Annotated in this window: 13 protein-coding genes; 11 read left to right on the plus strand and 2 right to left on the minus strand. The window is 69.4% G+C overall.

What is annotated here, in order from left to right; all coding sequences use genetic code 11:
* Positions 1-201: 201 nt before the first annotated feature.
* The 5 genes from ACIBJG_RS00230 to ACIBJG_RS00250 all read left to right on the plus strand — a co-directional run bounded on the left by ACIBJG_RS00230 (position 202) and on the right by ACIBJG_RS00250 (position 6,791).
* Positions 202-966, plus strand: coding sequence for an NUDIX domain-containing protein (locus ACIBJG_RS00230; protein ID WP_399302303.1), 765 nt, complete (start codon positions 202-204; stop codon positions 964-966).
* Between the two features lie 135 nt (positions 967-1,101).
* Positions 1,102-2,910, plus strand: coding sequence for an ATP-binding cassette domain-containing protein (locus ACIBJG_RS00235; RefSeq protein ID WP_399302305.1), 1,809 nt, complete (start codon positions 1,102-1,104; stop codon positions 2,908-2,910).
* 181 nt (positions 2,911-3,091) lie between these two features.
* Positions 3,092-3,952 (plus strand): FadR/GntR family transcriptional regulator, encoded by an 861-nt coding sequence (locus ACIBJG_RS00240; RefSeq protein ID WP_399303246.1) that lies wholly within the window; start codon positions 3,092-3,094, stop codon positions 3,950-3,952.
* 323 nt (positions 3,953-4,275) lie between these two features.
* Complete coding sequence (locus ACIBJG_RS00245; RefSeq protein ID WP_399302307.1) at positions 4,276-5,826, plus strand: RNA polymerase sigma factor; 1,551 nt, start codon at positions 4,276-4,278, stop codon at positions 5,824-5,826.
* 134 nt (positions 5,827-5,960) lie between these two features.
* A complete protein-coding gene (locus tag ACIBJG_RS00250) occupies positions 5,961-6,791 on the plus strand; it encodes a S1 family peptidase (RefSeq protein ID WP_399302309.1) in 831 nt (276 codons plus the stop codon).
* Between the two features lie 103 nt (positions 6,792-6,894).
* Here ACIBJG_RS00250 and ACIBJG_RS00255 read toward each other — a convergent pair whose 3' ends face one another.
* Positions 6,895-7,128: a hypothetical protein gene (locus tag ACIBJG_RS00255; protein WP_024489001.1), complete on the minus strand. Its 234-nt coding sequence runs from the start codon at positions 7,126-7,128 to the stop codon at positions 6,895-6,897.
* Between the two features lie 433 nt (positions 7,129-7,561).
* Between ACIBJG_RS00255 and ACIBJG_RS00260 the strand changes: the two genes are divergently transcribed.
* The 6 genes from ACIBJG_RS00260 to ACIBJG_RS00285 all read left to right on the plus strand — a co-directional run bounded on the left by ACIBJG_RS00260 (position 7,562) and on the right by ACIBJG_RS00285 (position 14,366).
* On the plus strand, positions 7,562-9,682 hold the full coding sequence (locus tag ACIBJG_RS00260) for a type IIA DNA topoisomerase subunit B (protein WP_399302311.1): 2,121 nt from the start codon (positions 7,562-7,564) through the stop codon (positions 9,680-9,682).
* 167 nt (positions 9,683-9,849) lie between these two features.
* Positions 9,850-10,368 (plus strand): DUF1453 domain-containing protein, encoded by a 519-nt coding sequence (locus ACIBJG_RS00265; protein ID WP_399303248.1) that lies wholly within the window; start codon positions 9,850-9,852, stop codon positions 10,366-10,368.
* Positions 10,365-11,528, plus strand: a complete 1,164-nt coding sequence (locus ACIBJG_RS00270; protein WP_399302313.1) for a sensor histidine kinase — start codon at positions 10,365-10,367, stop codon at positions 11,526-11,528. The genes ACIBJG_RS00265 and ACIBJG_RS00270 overlap by 4 nt, the downstream gene beginning before the upstream one ends.
* On the plus strand, positions 11,525-12,202 hold the full coding sequence (locus tag ACIBJG_RS00275; protein WP_399302315.1) for a response regulator: 678 nt from the start codon (positions 11,525-11,527) through the stop codon (positions 12,200-12,202). Before ACIBJG_RS00270 ends, ACIBJG_RS00275 begins: the two co-directional genes overlap by 4 nt.
* A 131-nt stretch (positions 12,203-12,333) precedes the next feature.
* Entirely contained in the window at positions 12,334-12,777 is a 444-nt protein-coding gene (locus ACIBJG_RS00280; RefSeq protein WP_399303250.1) for a DUF485 domain-containing protein, read from the plus strand.
* A complete protein-coding gene (locus ACIBJG_RS00285) occupies positions 12,774-14,366 on the plus strand; it encodes a cation acetate symporter (RefSeq protein ID WP_399302317.1) in 1,593 nt (530 codons plus the stop codon). The genes ACIBJG_RS00280 and ACIBJG_RS00285 overlap by 4 nt, the downstream gene beginning before the upstream one ends.
* 23 nt (positions 14,367-14,389) lie before the next feature.
* On the opposite strand, the gene ACIBJG_RS00290 is transcribed toward ACIBJG_RS00285, so the two are convergent.
* Positions 14,390-14,752, minus strand: coding sequence for a DoxX family protein (locus ACIBJG_RS00290; protein ID WP_399302319.1), 363 nt, complete (start codon positions 14,750-14,752; stop codon positions 14,390-14,392).
* Between the last annotated feature and the right edge of the window lie 53 nt (positions 14,753-14,805).

Consider the following 14,805-nt stretch of genomic DNA (forward strand, 5'->3'; position numbering starts at 1 on the left):
GCCCCCCCCGCGGGGGGCGGCGGGGCGGGCGGGGGCCGGCCCGGGCGGGGCCCCGCGCCCCGCCCGCCGCCCCCGCGCGTGGGCGGCCCCCCCCGCCCCCCCCCCCCCCCCCCCCCCCCCGCCGGTCCGCCGGGCGCCGTGACCGACGAAGAGCGTGACGAAGGGAGTGTTTATCGTCAGGCAGACGACTATGATCACGGCATGCCGCCCTACGACCCGTCGACCTTCCCGCCCTTCGCTGTCACCGTCGATCTGGTCGTGCTCACGGTGCGCCGTCATGCGCTCTGTGCCCTGGTGGTACGCCGAGGTGAGACGCCGTTCCAGGGCAGATGGGCGCTGCCCGGCGGTTTCGTCAGAGCGGACGAGGACCTCGGCGCCGCGGCGGCGCGCGAGCTCGTCGAGGAGACCGGGCTGTGTGCGCACGATCCGGCGACTCCGGCGGTCGGCAACGGAGCTCACCTCGAACAGCTCGCCACGTACGGGGACCCCGCGCGCGATCCGCGCATGAGGGTCGTCAGCGTCGCGCACCTCGCTCTGGCCCCTGATCTGCCCGCTCCGCGGGCGGGCGGTGATGCGAACAGCGCGCGCTGGGCGCCCGTCGAGGACCTGCTCGGGCCGGAGGGGGGCTATGGGCGGGACGGCGAACGCCAGGCGCCGTTGGCCTTCGATCACGCCCGGATCCTGGCCGACGGCGTGGAGCGGGCCCGCTCCAAGATCGAGTACTCGTCCCTGGCCACCGCGTTCTGCCCGCCCGCGTTCACTGTGGGCGAGCTGCGCCGGGTGTATGAAGCGGTGTGGGGCGTAGTGCTCGATCCGCGGAACTTCCATCGCAAGGTGACGGGCACGCCCGGCTTCCTGGTGCCCGAAGGCGGCACGACCACCAGGCAGGGCGGGCGCCCCGCCCAGTTGTTCCGGTCGGGGTCGGCCACGGTGCTGAATCCGCCGATGCTGCGGCCTGAGGTCTGACTCCTGCCAGGCCCGGTGGGGGCGGGTGCTCAGGAACGCCGTGGATCCAGCCTTGCGCTAAAAGTCTGATATGTCGGGTTATCTTGCTGCGGTACCTTCTGCCGTCGAGCGGCCTCACCTCCTGCGAGAGAAGCGATGCTCCAGGCCATCGGACTCACCAGCGCCCGCCACCGCGGACTTCCGCCCGCGGTGGACGACCTCACGTTCGAAGCGGGACCCGGATGCGTGACCGCGCTGCTGGGTCCTCCCGGTTCCGGTAAGACCTCCGCGCTGCGGCTGATGCTCGAACTCGAACCGGGGCGCGGCATCACCTACTTCCGGGGCAGACCGCTGCATCGCGTGGCCCAGCCGGCCCGGGAAGTGGGAGTGCTGCTCGGGGACGTGCCGGGGCACCCCGCCCGCACCGCCCGTGGACAGCTCCGCATGCTCTGCGCCGCTGCGGGAGTGGCCGCGTCCAGGGCCGACGACCTGCTCGACGCCGTCGGCCTCGTCGAGCTGGGGGACCAGCGCATCGGCACGCTCTCGCTGGGCATGGACCGCAGACTGGCCCTCGCCTCCGCGCTGCTCGCCGATCCGCACACGCTGATCCTCGATGAGCCGACGGAAGGGCTCGGCGCACGGGAGGCCGGCTGGCTGCACGGGATGCTCAGGTCCCACGCAGATCAGGGCGGCACGGTCCTGTACACCACGCGGGATCCCAAGGAGGCCGCTCGGTTGGCCGGGCGTGTGGTGACCATCGAGGCGGGACGCCTCGTCGCCGATCAGGGCGTCGCGGACTTCTCCCGCACCCGTCTGCGTCCTCGGGTCGCGGTCCGCTCCCCGCACGCGGCCCGCCTGGCCGCGATCGTCAGCCGCGAGGCGCGGGCCGCCCGGCGCTCCGTCGAAGTCGTCACCGAGGCGAGCAGCAGCCGGCTTTCCGTGTACGGCAGCAGCTGTGCGGAGATCGGGGACGCGGCGTTCCGCCACGGACTTCCCGTTCATCAGCTCGCCGACGAGGTTGGCGACACCGCTTCCGCCTCCGGCCCTCGCGGTGACGGACGCGGTGCCGACGCGGGGATCGGCGCAACCGGCGCCGAACCGGAGGCCGCCGCGGACAGCTCCGAGCCTTCGGCGCATCCGGTTGCGACCTCGGGTGGGGCCGCCCTGCCGCCGCCGATCAGGCGGCGTCCGGCCCGCGGACCGCTGCGTCCGGTGCGTTACGAACTGCGTCGCCTCTTCGGCGTCCGGACCACGACCCTGATCGTCGCCGTCTCCCTGGTCGCCTCGGCCGTTCTGTCCGTCCTGCTCGCACGCGACGGTCGCACCCCGCTGCCGCACGTCCTGGCCGCCTGGCCCTCGCTGCTGCCGCTGCCCCCTGCCGCGCTCGGCGCCGGGCTGCTCGGCGCCCTCTCCTTCGGTGACGAGTTCCGTTACCCGACGCTCGCCGCCGGCCGCGGGACCGTCCCCCGCCGGATGGGGATGCTCCTCGCCAAACTGGCCGTGTCGGCGGGTGTCGCCCTGTTGCTGGCACTGCTTGTCGTGCTCGTCTCGACCGAGTCCCTCCGTCTCGTGTACGGCGGGGACTTGGCCCGGGTCCCCTCGAATGCGGTGTCACTGGCCGTGAGTTGGTCGGGCCTGACGGTCGGCTGCGCCTGGGCCGGGCTGCTGGCTGCCGGGATCTTCCGTGTCACAGCGGCAGGCGTCGCCGCCGTACTTGCCGTACCCGTGCTGATGGTTCCACTCATCCAGGCGGTGCCGAAGGCGCCGACCGCCCGTTCGATGAGCGGACTTCCGGGCCGGCTCAGGGAGCTGGCCTGGCCCCAGTGGCCGCATGAGGCGGACCGGTGGGTGCTGGCCTTGGTGCGGGTCGTGGCACAACCCGTGGGAACCGCGCTGATGCTGTCGTTGTCGGTCCTTGTCTGCGCGTATCTGTTCACGAGCCTTCGCGGCAGAGTGCGTTGGTGATCGCTGAAGGGGCTGTGAACCTGCCGAGATCCACAACTCCATTGGAAATGCCCGTTTTATACCAATAAGGCGTCAATTGGGAGGCAGGTGCCGATCACCCTTTCGTGTGCTTTTCACCAAAGACCTCAAGGGGTGGCTGAGCCGCGCCGACAAAGGATGCGTGAGTACCCTTGCGCACACCATGATGACCGCCGCCCGCACCGCCGACACCGGCCTGGCCGGCCCGGGCGAACTCGACCGTTTCACCCACGGGGATGCTCCGGCCGGCGAGCGTGCCGTCGGCCGGCCCTGGGGCGGCCCCGATACAGAGCTCGGCCGTGTGAGCCGACGGGGATCGGCCAGCCGGGGCCGCGGCCTGCACGGCCAACTTGTTCAGCAGCTGGGCCAGATGATCGTTTCCGGTGACCTCGGCGCCGACCGGCCCCTGGTCCCGGAGGAGATCGGCCAGCGATTCGAGGTCTCCCGCACCGTTGTCCGGGAGTCGCTGCGTGTACTGGAGGCCAAGGGCCTGGTCAGTGCCCGGCCCAACGTGGGCACCCGGGTCCGGCCGGTCAGTGACTGGAATCTACTCGACCCCGACATCATCGAATGGCGCGCTTTCGGCCCGCAGCGCGACGACCAGCGCCGCGAGCTGGCCGAACTCCGATGGACGATCGAGCCCCTTGCCGCCCGGCTGGCCGCCGGTCACCAGCGTGACGATCTTCAGCAGCGGCTCGGGGACATGGTCGAGATCATGGGACACGCGCTCGGACAGGGCGACGTGATCACCTGTGCCCGCGCCGACGCGGAGTTCCACTCCCTGCTCATCCAGGCCGCGGGCAACCGCATGCTGGAACACCTCTCCGGCATCGTTTCGGCCGCCCTTCAGGTCTCGGGCGGCCCGGTCACCGGTTGTGACCGGCCCAACGACGCATCGCTCGGCCATCACGCCCGCATCGTCGACGCCCTGGCGACCGGTGACTCCGCGGGCGCCGAGGCGGCCATGCGCCAGCTGCTCGCCGTCCCGGTGGAGCGAGTGGTGCCGGCGCCGCGCGAGCACTGACTGCGGCGCCGTCAGGGTGTACGGACCACGTGTCGTCGGACCCCCGCGGTCCGGCGGCACAATTGTGGAGGGATGTCACCCCTGGTCTTGTTCGTCGCAAATGAGGTGTGACTCGGGCCACGCGGATCGGGCGTAACACTCCTCGAAACAGCGCGATGACTTAAGAGGTGACCGCCGCAGAAGGAATACAGCAGCCGTTGAGTGCGCTGTGCAGTTCTGAGGCCTAGCCCGCGCCGTCGGTACATACCCAGCCCGACGGTCGTCGGCTCCAGCCCTCTCAGGGCCGGGCCGGAAGCCGTTTCCATCGTTCCGAGAGGTTGTTCGTGTCGGCCAGCACATCCCGTACGCTCCCGCCGGAGATCGCCGAGTCCGAATCTGTCATGGCGCTCATCGAGCGGGGAAAGGCTGATGGGCAGATCGCCGGCGACGACGTGCGTCGGGCCTTCGAGGCTGACCAGATTCCGCCAACCCAGTGGAAGAACGTTCTGCGCAGCCTCAACCAGATCCTCGAGGAAGAGGGTGTGACGCTGATGGTCAGTGCCGCGGAGCCGTCGAAGCGCGCCCGCAAGAGCAGCGTCGCAGCGAAGAGCCCGGTCAAGCGCACCGCCACCAAGACTGTCGCGGCCAAGACGACCGTGACGCGGACCGTCGCGGCCACTGCCGCCCCGTCGGCCGAGACCGTGGACGCGGTGGCCGATGACGCCGCCGCGGCCGCGCCCGCGAAGAAGGCGGCAGCCAAGAAGACCGCTGCCAAGAAGACCGCCGTGAAGAAGACGGCGGCCAAGAAGACCGCGTCCAAGAAGGCCGGCAAGCAGGACGACGAGATCCTCGACGGCGATGACGCGGCCGAGGAAGTCAAGGCCGGCAAGGGTGAGGAAGAGGAGGGCGAGGGCGAGAACAAGGGCTTCGTCCTCTCCGACGACGACGAGGACGACGCACCTGCGCAGCAGGTCGCCGTCGCCGGCGCCACGGCCGACCCGGTCAAGGACTACCTGAAGCAGATCGGCAAGGTCCCGCTCCTCAACGCCGAGCAGGAGGTCGAGCTCGCCAAGCGCATCGAGGCGGGTCTGTTCGCCGAGGACAAGCTGGCGAATTCCGACAAGCTCGCTCCCAAGCTCAAGCGCGAGCTGGAGATCATCGCCGAGGACGGCCGCCGCGCCAAGAACCACCTGCTGGAGGCCAACCTCCGTCTCGTGGTCTCGCTGGCCAAGCGCTACACCGGCCGCGGCATGCTCTTCCTGGACCTGATCCAGGAGGGCAACCTCGGTCTGATCCGTGCCGTCGAGAAGTTCGACTACACCAAGGGCTACAAGTTCTCCACGTACGCCACCTGGTGGATCCGTCAGGCGATCACCCGCGCCATGGCCGACCAGGCCCGCACCATCCGTATCCCGGTGCACATGGTCGAGGTCATCAACAAGCTCGCGCGTGTGCAGCGTCAGATGCTCCAGGACCTGGGCCGTGAGCCCACCCCGGAGGAGCTGGCCAAGGAACTCGACATGACCCCCGAGAAGGTCATCGAGGTCCAGAAGTACGGCCGTGAGCCGATCTCCCTCCACACCCCGCTGGGTGAGGACGGGGACAGCGAGTTCGGTGACCTGATCGAGGACTCCGAGGCGGTCGTTCCGGCCGACGCGGTCAGCTTCACACTCCTCCAGGAGCAGCTGCACTCGGTGCTCGACACCCTGTCCGAGCGTGAGGCGGGCGTGGTCTCCATGCGCTTCGGCCTCACCGACGGGCAGCCGAAGACGCTGGACGAGATCGGCAAGGTCTACGGCGTGACGCGTGAGCGCATCCGGCAGATCGAGTCCAAGACGATGTCCAAGCTGCGCCACCCGTCGCGCTCGCAGGTCCTGCGCGACTATCTCGACTAGGTCGCTCAGTCACGTGGGTCGAGGGCCCGGATCCCATGGGATCCGGGCCCTCGTGCTGTGCGGGTGCAGGTGCGGGTCCGGGGCGACGGAATGACTCTGGGTAGGCAAGGTCCTCCACAGAGTCAGGAGTACGTATGTCCCGTACCGTCGTCCGCACCATGACCGGCGCGCTCGCCCTCACTGCCGCAACGGCTGTGATACCGCTCGCGTCGCCTGCCCCGGCAGTCGCGGACAGCATCGTCATCGGCGGCCAGCCCGCTCATGTCAAGGACAGCCCGTGGGTGGTGGCGCTCTCCAGCCGTGACCGGTTCGGTGGTACCCGCGCCGGCCAGTTCTGCGGAGCCGTCCTGGTCGGACCGAAGAAGGCGCTCACGGCCGCGCACTGCCTGAGCCGGGAGGCGCTGGGCGTCGATGTCGGCCAGGTGCGTGATCTGCGGATCATCTCGGGCCGGGACGAGCTGAACGGCACCGGCGGCAAGGAGATCGCGGTGAGCGGGACGTGGGTCAATCCCGGTTTCGACGCCAGTACCAACAGCGGTGACGTCGCGGTGCTCACCCTCGCCGAGGCGTTGCCCGAACAGAGCGTGATCTCCATGGCCGGGGCCGGTGACTCCGCGTACGACTCGGGTACCGCAGCGACCGTCTACGGATGGGGCGACACGACCGGCAACGGTGACTATGCGTCGTCGCTCCGTTCCGCCAAGGTGACTGTGCTCCCGGACAGCTCGTGCGAGCGGGCCTACCCCGGGGGCGTGAGCGGCGCGTACGACGCCTCTGCGATGCTCTGCGCGGGCGAACCCCAGGGCGGGTACGACGCCTGCCAGGGAGACAGCGGAGGGCCTCTGGTGGCCCAGGGGAAGCTTGTCGGGCTCGTGTCCTGGGGGAACGGGTGCGGTCGCGCGGGCAGCCCCGGCGTCTACACGCGGATTTCCGCCGCCATCGAGTGGATGGAGGCCTCCGGCTGACCGGCGCGGACCGAACGGGTACGAGAACGGGCGACTTCCCCTGGGGGAAGCCGCCCGTCGGCCGGTGCGGGACCGGCCCCTGGCTCGTCGTGGATGCGAGGTGTCAGTGTTGTTCCTCTTCGGCGGCTTGGGCCTGCACGGCCGTCAGTCGGTCCGTCTCATCCTGTATTTCCGCGGCGATCTTCTTGAGTTCCGGCTCGAACTTGCGACCGTGGTGGGCGCAGAAGAGCAGTTCACCGCCGCTGATGAGGACGACGCGCAGGTAGGCCTGGGCGCCGCAACGGTCACAGCGGTCTGCTGCGGTCAGCGGGCTCGCGGGGGTCAGAACAGTAGTCACGTCGCCTCTTCTCTAGCTCGACGAGCTGTCGTACCAGGGTCAACATCCAACCAGGCCGAAAACGTTCCCGCTCGTGGCATTTCTTCGAAACTTCTTCTCAGGATGGCTGTCTGTTGCCGGTTCGCGGCGAATGTGCCGTATTGCGTGGCGCTACGGTTTCGCGTTGCTTGTCTTGGTCGGTCCCACCGGCTGGCTTGCCGGTTGTTCATGAGGACGTGCCCGGAGCCTAAATGGTTCATGCCTGGAAGGGAACGTGATGTGCGCGTCACTCAAAGGAGGGATCGAACGTGTATGCGAGGCTGGACTAGTGTGAGGGTTCTCCGAGGGTGGCGTTACATCCGCTCTACCAGGCCTCGGTACCCTCTCAGCGGCGACCGAAGCCGAGCCCGTTACCCACTGGGCCCCAAATGAAATTCAGCGAGGAGCGAACCGCGTGACCGCCGATACGTCCGTGCCGTCCACTGCGCTGCTGACCGGAGCAGACCGAGACGGTTCCAACTACACCGCGCGGCACCTGCTCGTACTCGAAGGGCTCGAAGCGGTTCGCAAGCGCCCCGGCATGTACATCGGGTCCACCGACAGCCGCGGTCTCATGCACTGCCTCTGGGAGATCATCGACAACTCCGTCGACGAGGCCCTGGGCGGTTACGGTGACCACATCGAGGTGATCCTGCACGAGGACGCCTCCGTCGAGGTCCGTGACAACGGGCGAGGCATCCCGGTCGACGTGGAGCCCAAGACGGGGCTCTCCGGCGTCGAGGTCGTCATGACCAAGCTGCACGCGGGCGGAAAGTTCGGCGGCGGCTCCTACGCCGCCTCGGGCGGTCTGCACGGCGTGGGCGCCTCGGTCGTCAACGCGCTCTCCGCGCGGCTGGACGTCGAGGTCGACCGCAACGGCTCGACCCACTCGATCAGCTTCCGGCGCGGCGTTCCCGGCATCTTCACGGAGCAGGGGGCGGAGAGCCCGTTCGACCCCGCCAACGGGCTCCGCAAGACCAAGCGGATCCCGAAGACCCGTACCGGCACCCGTACGAGGTACTGGGCCGACCGGCAGGTCTTCCTGAAGGAAGCGAAGCTCAACCTGGAGACTCTGTACCAGCGCGCCCGTCAGACGGCGTTCCTGGTGCCTGGCCTCACCCTCGTCGTCCGCGACGAGCGAGCGATCGATGGCGCGCCCGTCAGCGAGGAGACCTTCCACTACGACGGCGGCATCAGCGAATTCTGCGAGTACCTGGCCCAGGACAAGGCGGTCTGCGACGTCCAGCGGCTGACGGGGCAGGGCACGTTCAAGGAGACCGTGCCGGTCCTGGACGAGCGGGGCCACATGATCCCGACCGAGGTCACCCGCGAGCTCGCCGTGGACATCGCACTGCGCTGGGGGACCGGCTACGACACGGTCGTCAGGTCCTTCGTCAACATCATCGCCACCCCCAAGGGCGGCACCCACGTGTCCGGATTCGAGCGGTCCGTGACCAAGACGATCAACGAGACGCTGCGTTCCGCGAAGATGCTGCGCGTCGCCGAGGACGACATCGTCAAGGACGACGCGCTGGAGGGCCTCACGGCCGTCGTGACCGTACGGCTGGCCGAGCCGCAGTTCGAGGGGCAGACCAAGGAGGTGCTGGGCACCTCGGCGGCCAACCGGATCGTCGCCAACGTCGTGTCCAAGGAGCTCAAGGCGTTCCTGACCTCCACCAAGCGTGACGCCAAGGCCCAGGCCAGGGCCGTCCTGGAGAAGGCGGTGGCAGCCGCCCGTACCCGGATCGCCGCGCGCCAGCACAAGGACGCGCAACGCCGCAAGACCGCTCTGGAGTCCTCCTCCCTGCCGGCGAAGCTCGCCGACTGCCGCAGTGACGACGTGGAGCGCAGCGAGCTGTTCATCGTGGAGGGCGACTCCGCGCTCGGCACCGCCAAGCTGGCACGGAACAGCGAGTTCCAGGCGCTGCTGCCGATCCGGGGCAAGATCCTCAACGTTCAGAAGGCATCCGTCTCCGACATGCTGAAGAACGCCGAGTGCGGGGCGATCATCCAGGTCATAGGAGCCGGGTCCGGCCGGACCTTCGACATCGACGCCGCCCGCTACGGCAAGATCGTGCTGCTGGTCGACGCCGACGTGGACGGCGCGCACATCCGGATCCTGCTGCTGACGCTCTTCCAGCGGTACATGCGTCCCATGGTCGAGGCGGGGAGGGTCTTCGCCGCGGTGCCCCCGCTGCACAGGATCGAGCTGGTCCAGCCGAAGAAGGGGCAGGACAAGTACATCTACACGTACTCGGACAACGAGCTGCGCCAGCGGCTGCTGGAGCTCCAGCGGAAGAACGTCCGGTACAAGGACTCGATCCAGCGCTACAAGGGTCTGGGCGAGATGGACGCCGACCAGCTGGCGGAGACGACGATGGACCCGCGCTACCGCACGCTGCGGCGGATCAACATCGGCGATCTGGAATCGTCGGAGAAGGTCTTCGACCTGCTGATGGGCAACGAAGTGGCGCCCCGCAAGGAGTTCATCACCAGTTCCGCGGCCACGCTGGACCGCTCGCGCATCGACGTCTGAGCCCCCGAGCCCCCGCGTTCTCCCCGGCATTCCCGCCGGACCGGGCCGTTGTCTCCACCCACGGGTGGAGACAACGGCTCCACCCGTGCTCCACCCCTGAGCCGATCCCCTGAGGAGGCTGTTTCCGTAGCGTCGGAGTGACAGAACTTTCCGCACTCGGAGGCGTCATGCACGGGCTCGTCAATGTCCTGGTGATCATCGCGGTCATCGCGCTGGTCGTCCTCCGCCAGTGTTCGGCGCAGCAGATCTCGGGTGACCGTCGCTGGTGGGTCCTGCCGGGTGTGCTGCTCGTCATGGCTCTGCGCGAGCCCGGACTCGTGGATCCGCGTCACGAGGCGCTGTCCTTCGTCGTCCTGGGTGCCGAACTGGCGGTGGGACTGGTCACCGGTGCCGGCTGGGCGTGGACCACCCGGCTCTGGCGTGCGGAGGACGGGGTGCTGTGGAGCAAGGGCACCAAGGCGACCGTGTATGTCTGGACCGGAGGGCTGATACTGCGAGCGGCCCTGTACGGGCTCGCCGCAGCCATGGGCATACATCAGGGCGGCCCGGCCCTCATGATGGCTCTCGCGGCCACTCTGCTGGTGCGCAGCGGTGTGCTGGCCCTGCGCGCCGCCGGGATGCCGCAGCCGTACCCCGACCCTGCCGGAGTCGCGTCGTTCCGGCCGGCCTGGAAGGACCGTGTGTGACCCCCGCTGCCTGGACGAGCTGGCCGTCGAGGGAGGCGCTCTCGTGGGAGAGGCACTCCCGTTCACGGGCCGTGATCGGCTGGTCCGTGAGGGTGGGGCTGCTCACTCTGATGCTCTGGGGGACCTTCGCGGGCGGCTCGTTCGGACCGTGGGAGATCGTGGTCGCTCTGGCAGGGGTGGCCGGCTGCGCGGCAATCGCCGTGGCCTTCTTCCGGACCAGTCTGGAGAACCGCCTCGGGCCCTCGCTCGGTCTGCTGTCCCTGCTGATGCTCGCGGCGTTCGGCGCGCAGCAGGCGGGGGCGGGAGTGCCCGCGGCGGTGCTCTGGTGCGGCTGCGCCGTCACCGCGTTGGAGCGGCTGCCGCTCTCGGCAGGGGTCCCCGCCACGGTCGTGGCGCTCGGTATGTACGCCGTGGTGAACACCGACGACTGGATGGGCACGGCCGCGACCACGGCCGGGCTCTGCCTCGCGGGGTACGTGCTGCGTCTGGACGCCGAAGCCCGCGGAAACGCGCAGCGGCTCCTGGCCCAGGAGCGGGCGGCCCGGGCGGCGGAAGCCGAAACGGCGGCGCTGGACGAGCGGTCCCGGATCGCCCGGGAGATCCATGACGTGCTCGCCCACAGCCTTTCCGCGCAGTTGGTGCACCTGGAGGCGGCGAGGCTGCTGATCGAGAGGGAGCCGGCGGGGGAGTTCCGGGACCAGGTCCTGCAGCGGGTGGTCGCGGCGCGTTCCATGGCCCGTGAGGGGCTCGCGGAGACCCGGCAGGCGCTCTCCGCCCTGCGCGGCGAGGTTTCGCCGGTGGAGGATTTCCTGCGGCAGTTGGTGGCTGCCGAGCCGGTCGAGGTCAGGGTGGAGGGTGAACCGCGGACGCTGACCGCCGAGGCCTCGCAAGCGGTCCGGCGCGTGGCGCAGGAGGCGCTGACCAATGTGCGCAAGCACGCGCCGGCGGCCAGGGTGCTGATCAGGCTGGAGTACCAGCCGGACGCGATAGCCCTGGTGGTCAGCGATTCGGGAGGGGACGGTGCCGGGGGAGAGCTCGCTGTCAGTGGCTCCGGCTACGGTCTGCTGGGGATGAGGGAGCGCGCCGAACTACTGGGCGGCAGTCTGGAGGCCGGTCCCGGCGAGGAGGGGTTCGTGGTGAGTCTGCGAGTGCCCGCGTGACCGCGCGGGTGGTGGTCGCCGACGACCAGTCGGTAGTGCGTGAGGGAATCGTGATGCTGCTGGGTCTACTGTCCGGGATCGAGGTGGTCGGATCGGCGAAGGACGGCGAGGAGGCCGTTGCGCTCGTGGCCGAACTTGCCCCGGACGTCGTCCTGATGGACCTGAGGATGCCCCGCTGCGACGGGGTGGAGGCGACGCGCCGCATTCGCGCGGAATTCCCCGGCACGCAGGTCGTGGTGCTGACGACCTTCGCCGACGACGACTCGCTCTTTCCGGCGCTCCGGGCGGGAGCTCGTGGCTATCTGACGAAGGACGCCGGGGGAGACGAGATCGTGAGGGCCGTCCAGGCCGTGCTCTCGGGCGAGGCGGGGCTCTCGCCCACCATTCAGCGCCGTCTGCTCGAGCAGGTGACCGCGGAGCCCCTGACGCGCACGGGGAGCGGTGAGCCGGAGCTGCCCGACGGGATGACTCCGCGTGAGGCCGAGGTGCTCGTCCTGATCGCCGAGGGGATGTCCAACGCGGAGATCGCCCGCAGTCTCCACATCTCGCAGGCCACCGTGAAGAGCCACATCAACAACCTGTTCGCCAAAGCGGGGCTCCGCGACCGGGCCCAGGCGGTGCGCTATGCGTACGTTCGAGGGCTCGCACGGCCATCCGGGACATCCTTCACCTGAAGAGGTGAAGTCCGGGTATTGAAGTGCCCGGGATCTTCCCGATCTGCCCATTCTTGGGTACGCGGCCGAAGTGGTCCGTGGACAAGGGGAGTTGTTCGGTGGAGAAGGAAGCAGGGCGCGAAGCTGCAGGAATGCGGCTCGACGACCCGTGGTACGACGCACTGGCCTCCGGATGGGGGGAACTGGACGGTACGGGAAGCTTCGCGCCCGTCGCGGTGCCCGGCCCCGCCGTACCCGGGCACGGCCACAGCGCGGCGGAGATCTATCTGGAGGTACAGCGCAGCGAAGCCTTCCAGGAAGTGCGCCGCCGGTACCGGCGGTTCGTCGTCCCCGCCACCCTCGCCTTCCTGCTCTGGTACCTCGCCTATGTCGTCACCGCGGTCACCGCTCCCGGTCTGATGGCCCGCCCGGTGGCCGGCGCGGTCAACGTGGCCATGGTCGCGGGACTCGGGCAGTTCCTCACCACGTTCCTGCTCACCGGGGCTTACGCACGCCATGCGCGGCTGCGCAGAGACCGGGCCGCGCTCGATCTGCGCTGGGACACCCAGGAGATGACGCGGGGGATCGGACGTTGAGCGGGAATCACCAGACCCTGGCGCTCCTGCTGTTCAGCGCCTTCATCGCCGTCACACTCGGCATCACGACCTGGGTGGGCCGCAACCGGCAGGGATCGGCCGAGGAGTTCTACGCGGGCGGCCGCCTGTTCTCCCCCATGGAGAACGGTTTCGCCATCGCCGGCGACTACATGTCGGCCGCGTCGTTCCTGGGTATCTCCGGAGTGATCGCCCTCTACGGCTACGACGGCATGCTCTACTCGGTCGGCTTCCTGGTCGCCTGGCTCGTCGTCCTGCTGCTCGTGGCGGAACTCGTCCGCAACTGCGGCCGGTTCACCCTTGCCGACGTGGTGGCGGCCCGCATGGCGGAGCGCCCGGTCCGGATCGCGGCGGGGACGTCGTCCGTCACCGTCTCCGTGCTCTACCTGGTGGCACAGATGGTGGGCGCGGGAAGTCTCGTCGCCCTGCTCCTCGGCGGGACGAGCGGTGCCGCGCGGTCCTGGACGGTCATCGGTGTCGGGGCGCTCATGGTGGTCTACGTGTCGCTCGGCGGAATGCGCGCCACCACGTGGATCCAGATCGTCAAGGCCGTACTCCTGATGGCGGGCACCGTCGTGCTCACGGTGTTGGTGCTGGTCCACTTCCACGGCAACTTCAACGAGTTGCTCAACTCCGCCGCCGACCGCAGCGGCTACGGGAAGGAGTTCCTCTCGCCCGGGCTGCGCTACGGCGGTAGCTGGACGGCACGCATCGACTTCATCAGCCTGGGACTGGCCCTGGTGCTGGGTACGGCGGGTCTTCCGCACATCCTGTCCCGCTTCTACACCGTGCCGACGGCCCGTGCAGCCCGCAGGTCCGTCGTCTGGTCCATCGGTCTCATCGGCAGCTTCTACCTCATGACGATCGTGCTCGGTTTCGGAGCGGCGGCACTGGTCGGATCGGCCGAGGTACGGGAGTCGAATCCCGCCGGGAACACGGCTGTTCCGCTGCTCGCCCTGGTTCTCGGCGGCGGTGAGGGCTCGACGGGGGGAACGATTCTGTTCGCCGTGGTCGCCGCAGTGGCCTTCGCGACGATCCTGGCCGTCGTCGCCGGTATCACCCTCGCCTCGTCCGCCTCCGTCGCCCACGATCTCTACGCCTCGCTCAGGAGGCAGGGCTCCCGGCAGTACAGCGAGGTCGCCGTGGCCCGGGTCGCCGCGGCCGGGATCGGGGTGGCCGCCATCGGGCTGGGGCTGCTCGCCCAGGACCTGAACGTGGCATTCCTGGTGGGCCTGGCCTTCGCGGTCGCCGCGTCGGCGAACCTGCCGGTGCTGCTCTTCTCGCTGTTCTGGCGGAAGTTCACCACGCGCGGGGCGGTCTGGTCGGTCTACGGCGGCCTGATTCCCGCCGTACTGCTCGTCCTGCTCTCCCCGGTCGTCTCGGGCAGCTCCACCTCGCTGTTCCCCGGGGTGGACTTCCAGCTCTTCCCGCTGGAGAACCCCGGTCTCGTCTCCATCCCGCTGGGCTTCCTGGCCGGGTGGATCGGCACGGTCACCTCGACCGATCCGCCGGACGAGGCCAAGCACGCGGAGACCGAGGTGCGTGCGCTGACCGGGGCCGGCGCGGTGTGACGGGCGCGGCCCGCGCAGGCACGTCACCAGGCCGTGGCGAGCCAGGCCGCCACTGCGGCGAGCGCGACCAAGGCGGCGTTGAGACCGGTCTTCTCGGCCTCGTTCCGGGACAGGTGCAGGGCGGCTGCCGACACCTGGAGCACGAGCAGGCCGAGTGCCGCCACCATCGCGAGGACGGGCGCGATTCCCGTCAGCGGCGGCAGCACCAGACCCGCCGCACCAAGAATCTCGACGACGCCGATGACCCGGACCAGCCACATCGGGACCGTGTCCACCCAGCCCATCATGGGCGCCAGTCGCTCCTGGCTCCGGGCGGCCTTCTTGCCCCCTGCGTACAGGTAGAAGGCCGCCAGCAGCCCGGCGACGATCCAGTAGGCGATCTCCATGTTCGACCTCCGTCATGGTTACGTCTTGTAAGCAGGCACATGATCGGTGACTA

The organism is Streptomyces sp. NPDC050422, assembly GCF_044458665.1.
Taxonomy (GTDB): domain Bacteria; phylum Actinomycetota; class Actinomycetes; order Streptomycetales; family Streptomycetaceae; genus Streptomyces.

What these genes read in the sequence shown, in the direction of transcription:
- ACIBJG_RS00235 (WP_399302305.1), top strand. Translation starts at nt 1,102, where the DNA reads ATGCTCCAGGCCATCGGACTCACCAGCGCCCGCCACCGCGGACTTCCG.
- ACIBJG_RS00265 (WP_399303248.1), top strand. Translation starts at nt 9,850, where the DNA reads ATGCACGGGCTCGTCAATGTCCTGGTGATCATCGCGGTCATCGCGCTG.
- ACIBJG_RS00250 (WP_399302309.1), top strand. Translation starts at nt 5,961, where the DNA reads ATGTCCCGTACCGTCGTCCGCACCATGACCGGCGCGCTCGCCCTCACT.
- ACIBJG_RS00290 (WP_399302319.1), bottom strand. Translation starts at nt 14,752, where the DNA reads ATGGAGATCGCCTACTGGATCGTCGCCGGGCTGCTGGCGGCCTTCTAC.
- ACIBJG_RS00240 (WP_399303246.1), top strand. Translation starts at nt 3,092, where the DNA reads ATGATGACCGCCGCCCGCACCGCCGACACCGGCCTGGCCGGCCCGGGC.
- ACIBJG_RS00230 (WP_399302303.1), top strand. Translation starts at nt 202, where the DNA reads ATGCCGCCCTACGACCCGTCGACCTTCCCGCCCTTCGCTGTCACCGTC.
- ACIBJG_RS00280 (WP_399303250.1), top strand. Translation starts at nt 12,334, where the DNA reads ATGCGGCTCGACGACCCGTGGTACGACGCACTGGCCTCCGGATGGGGG.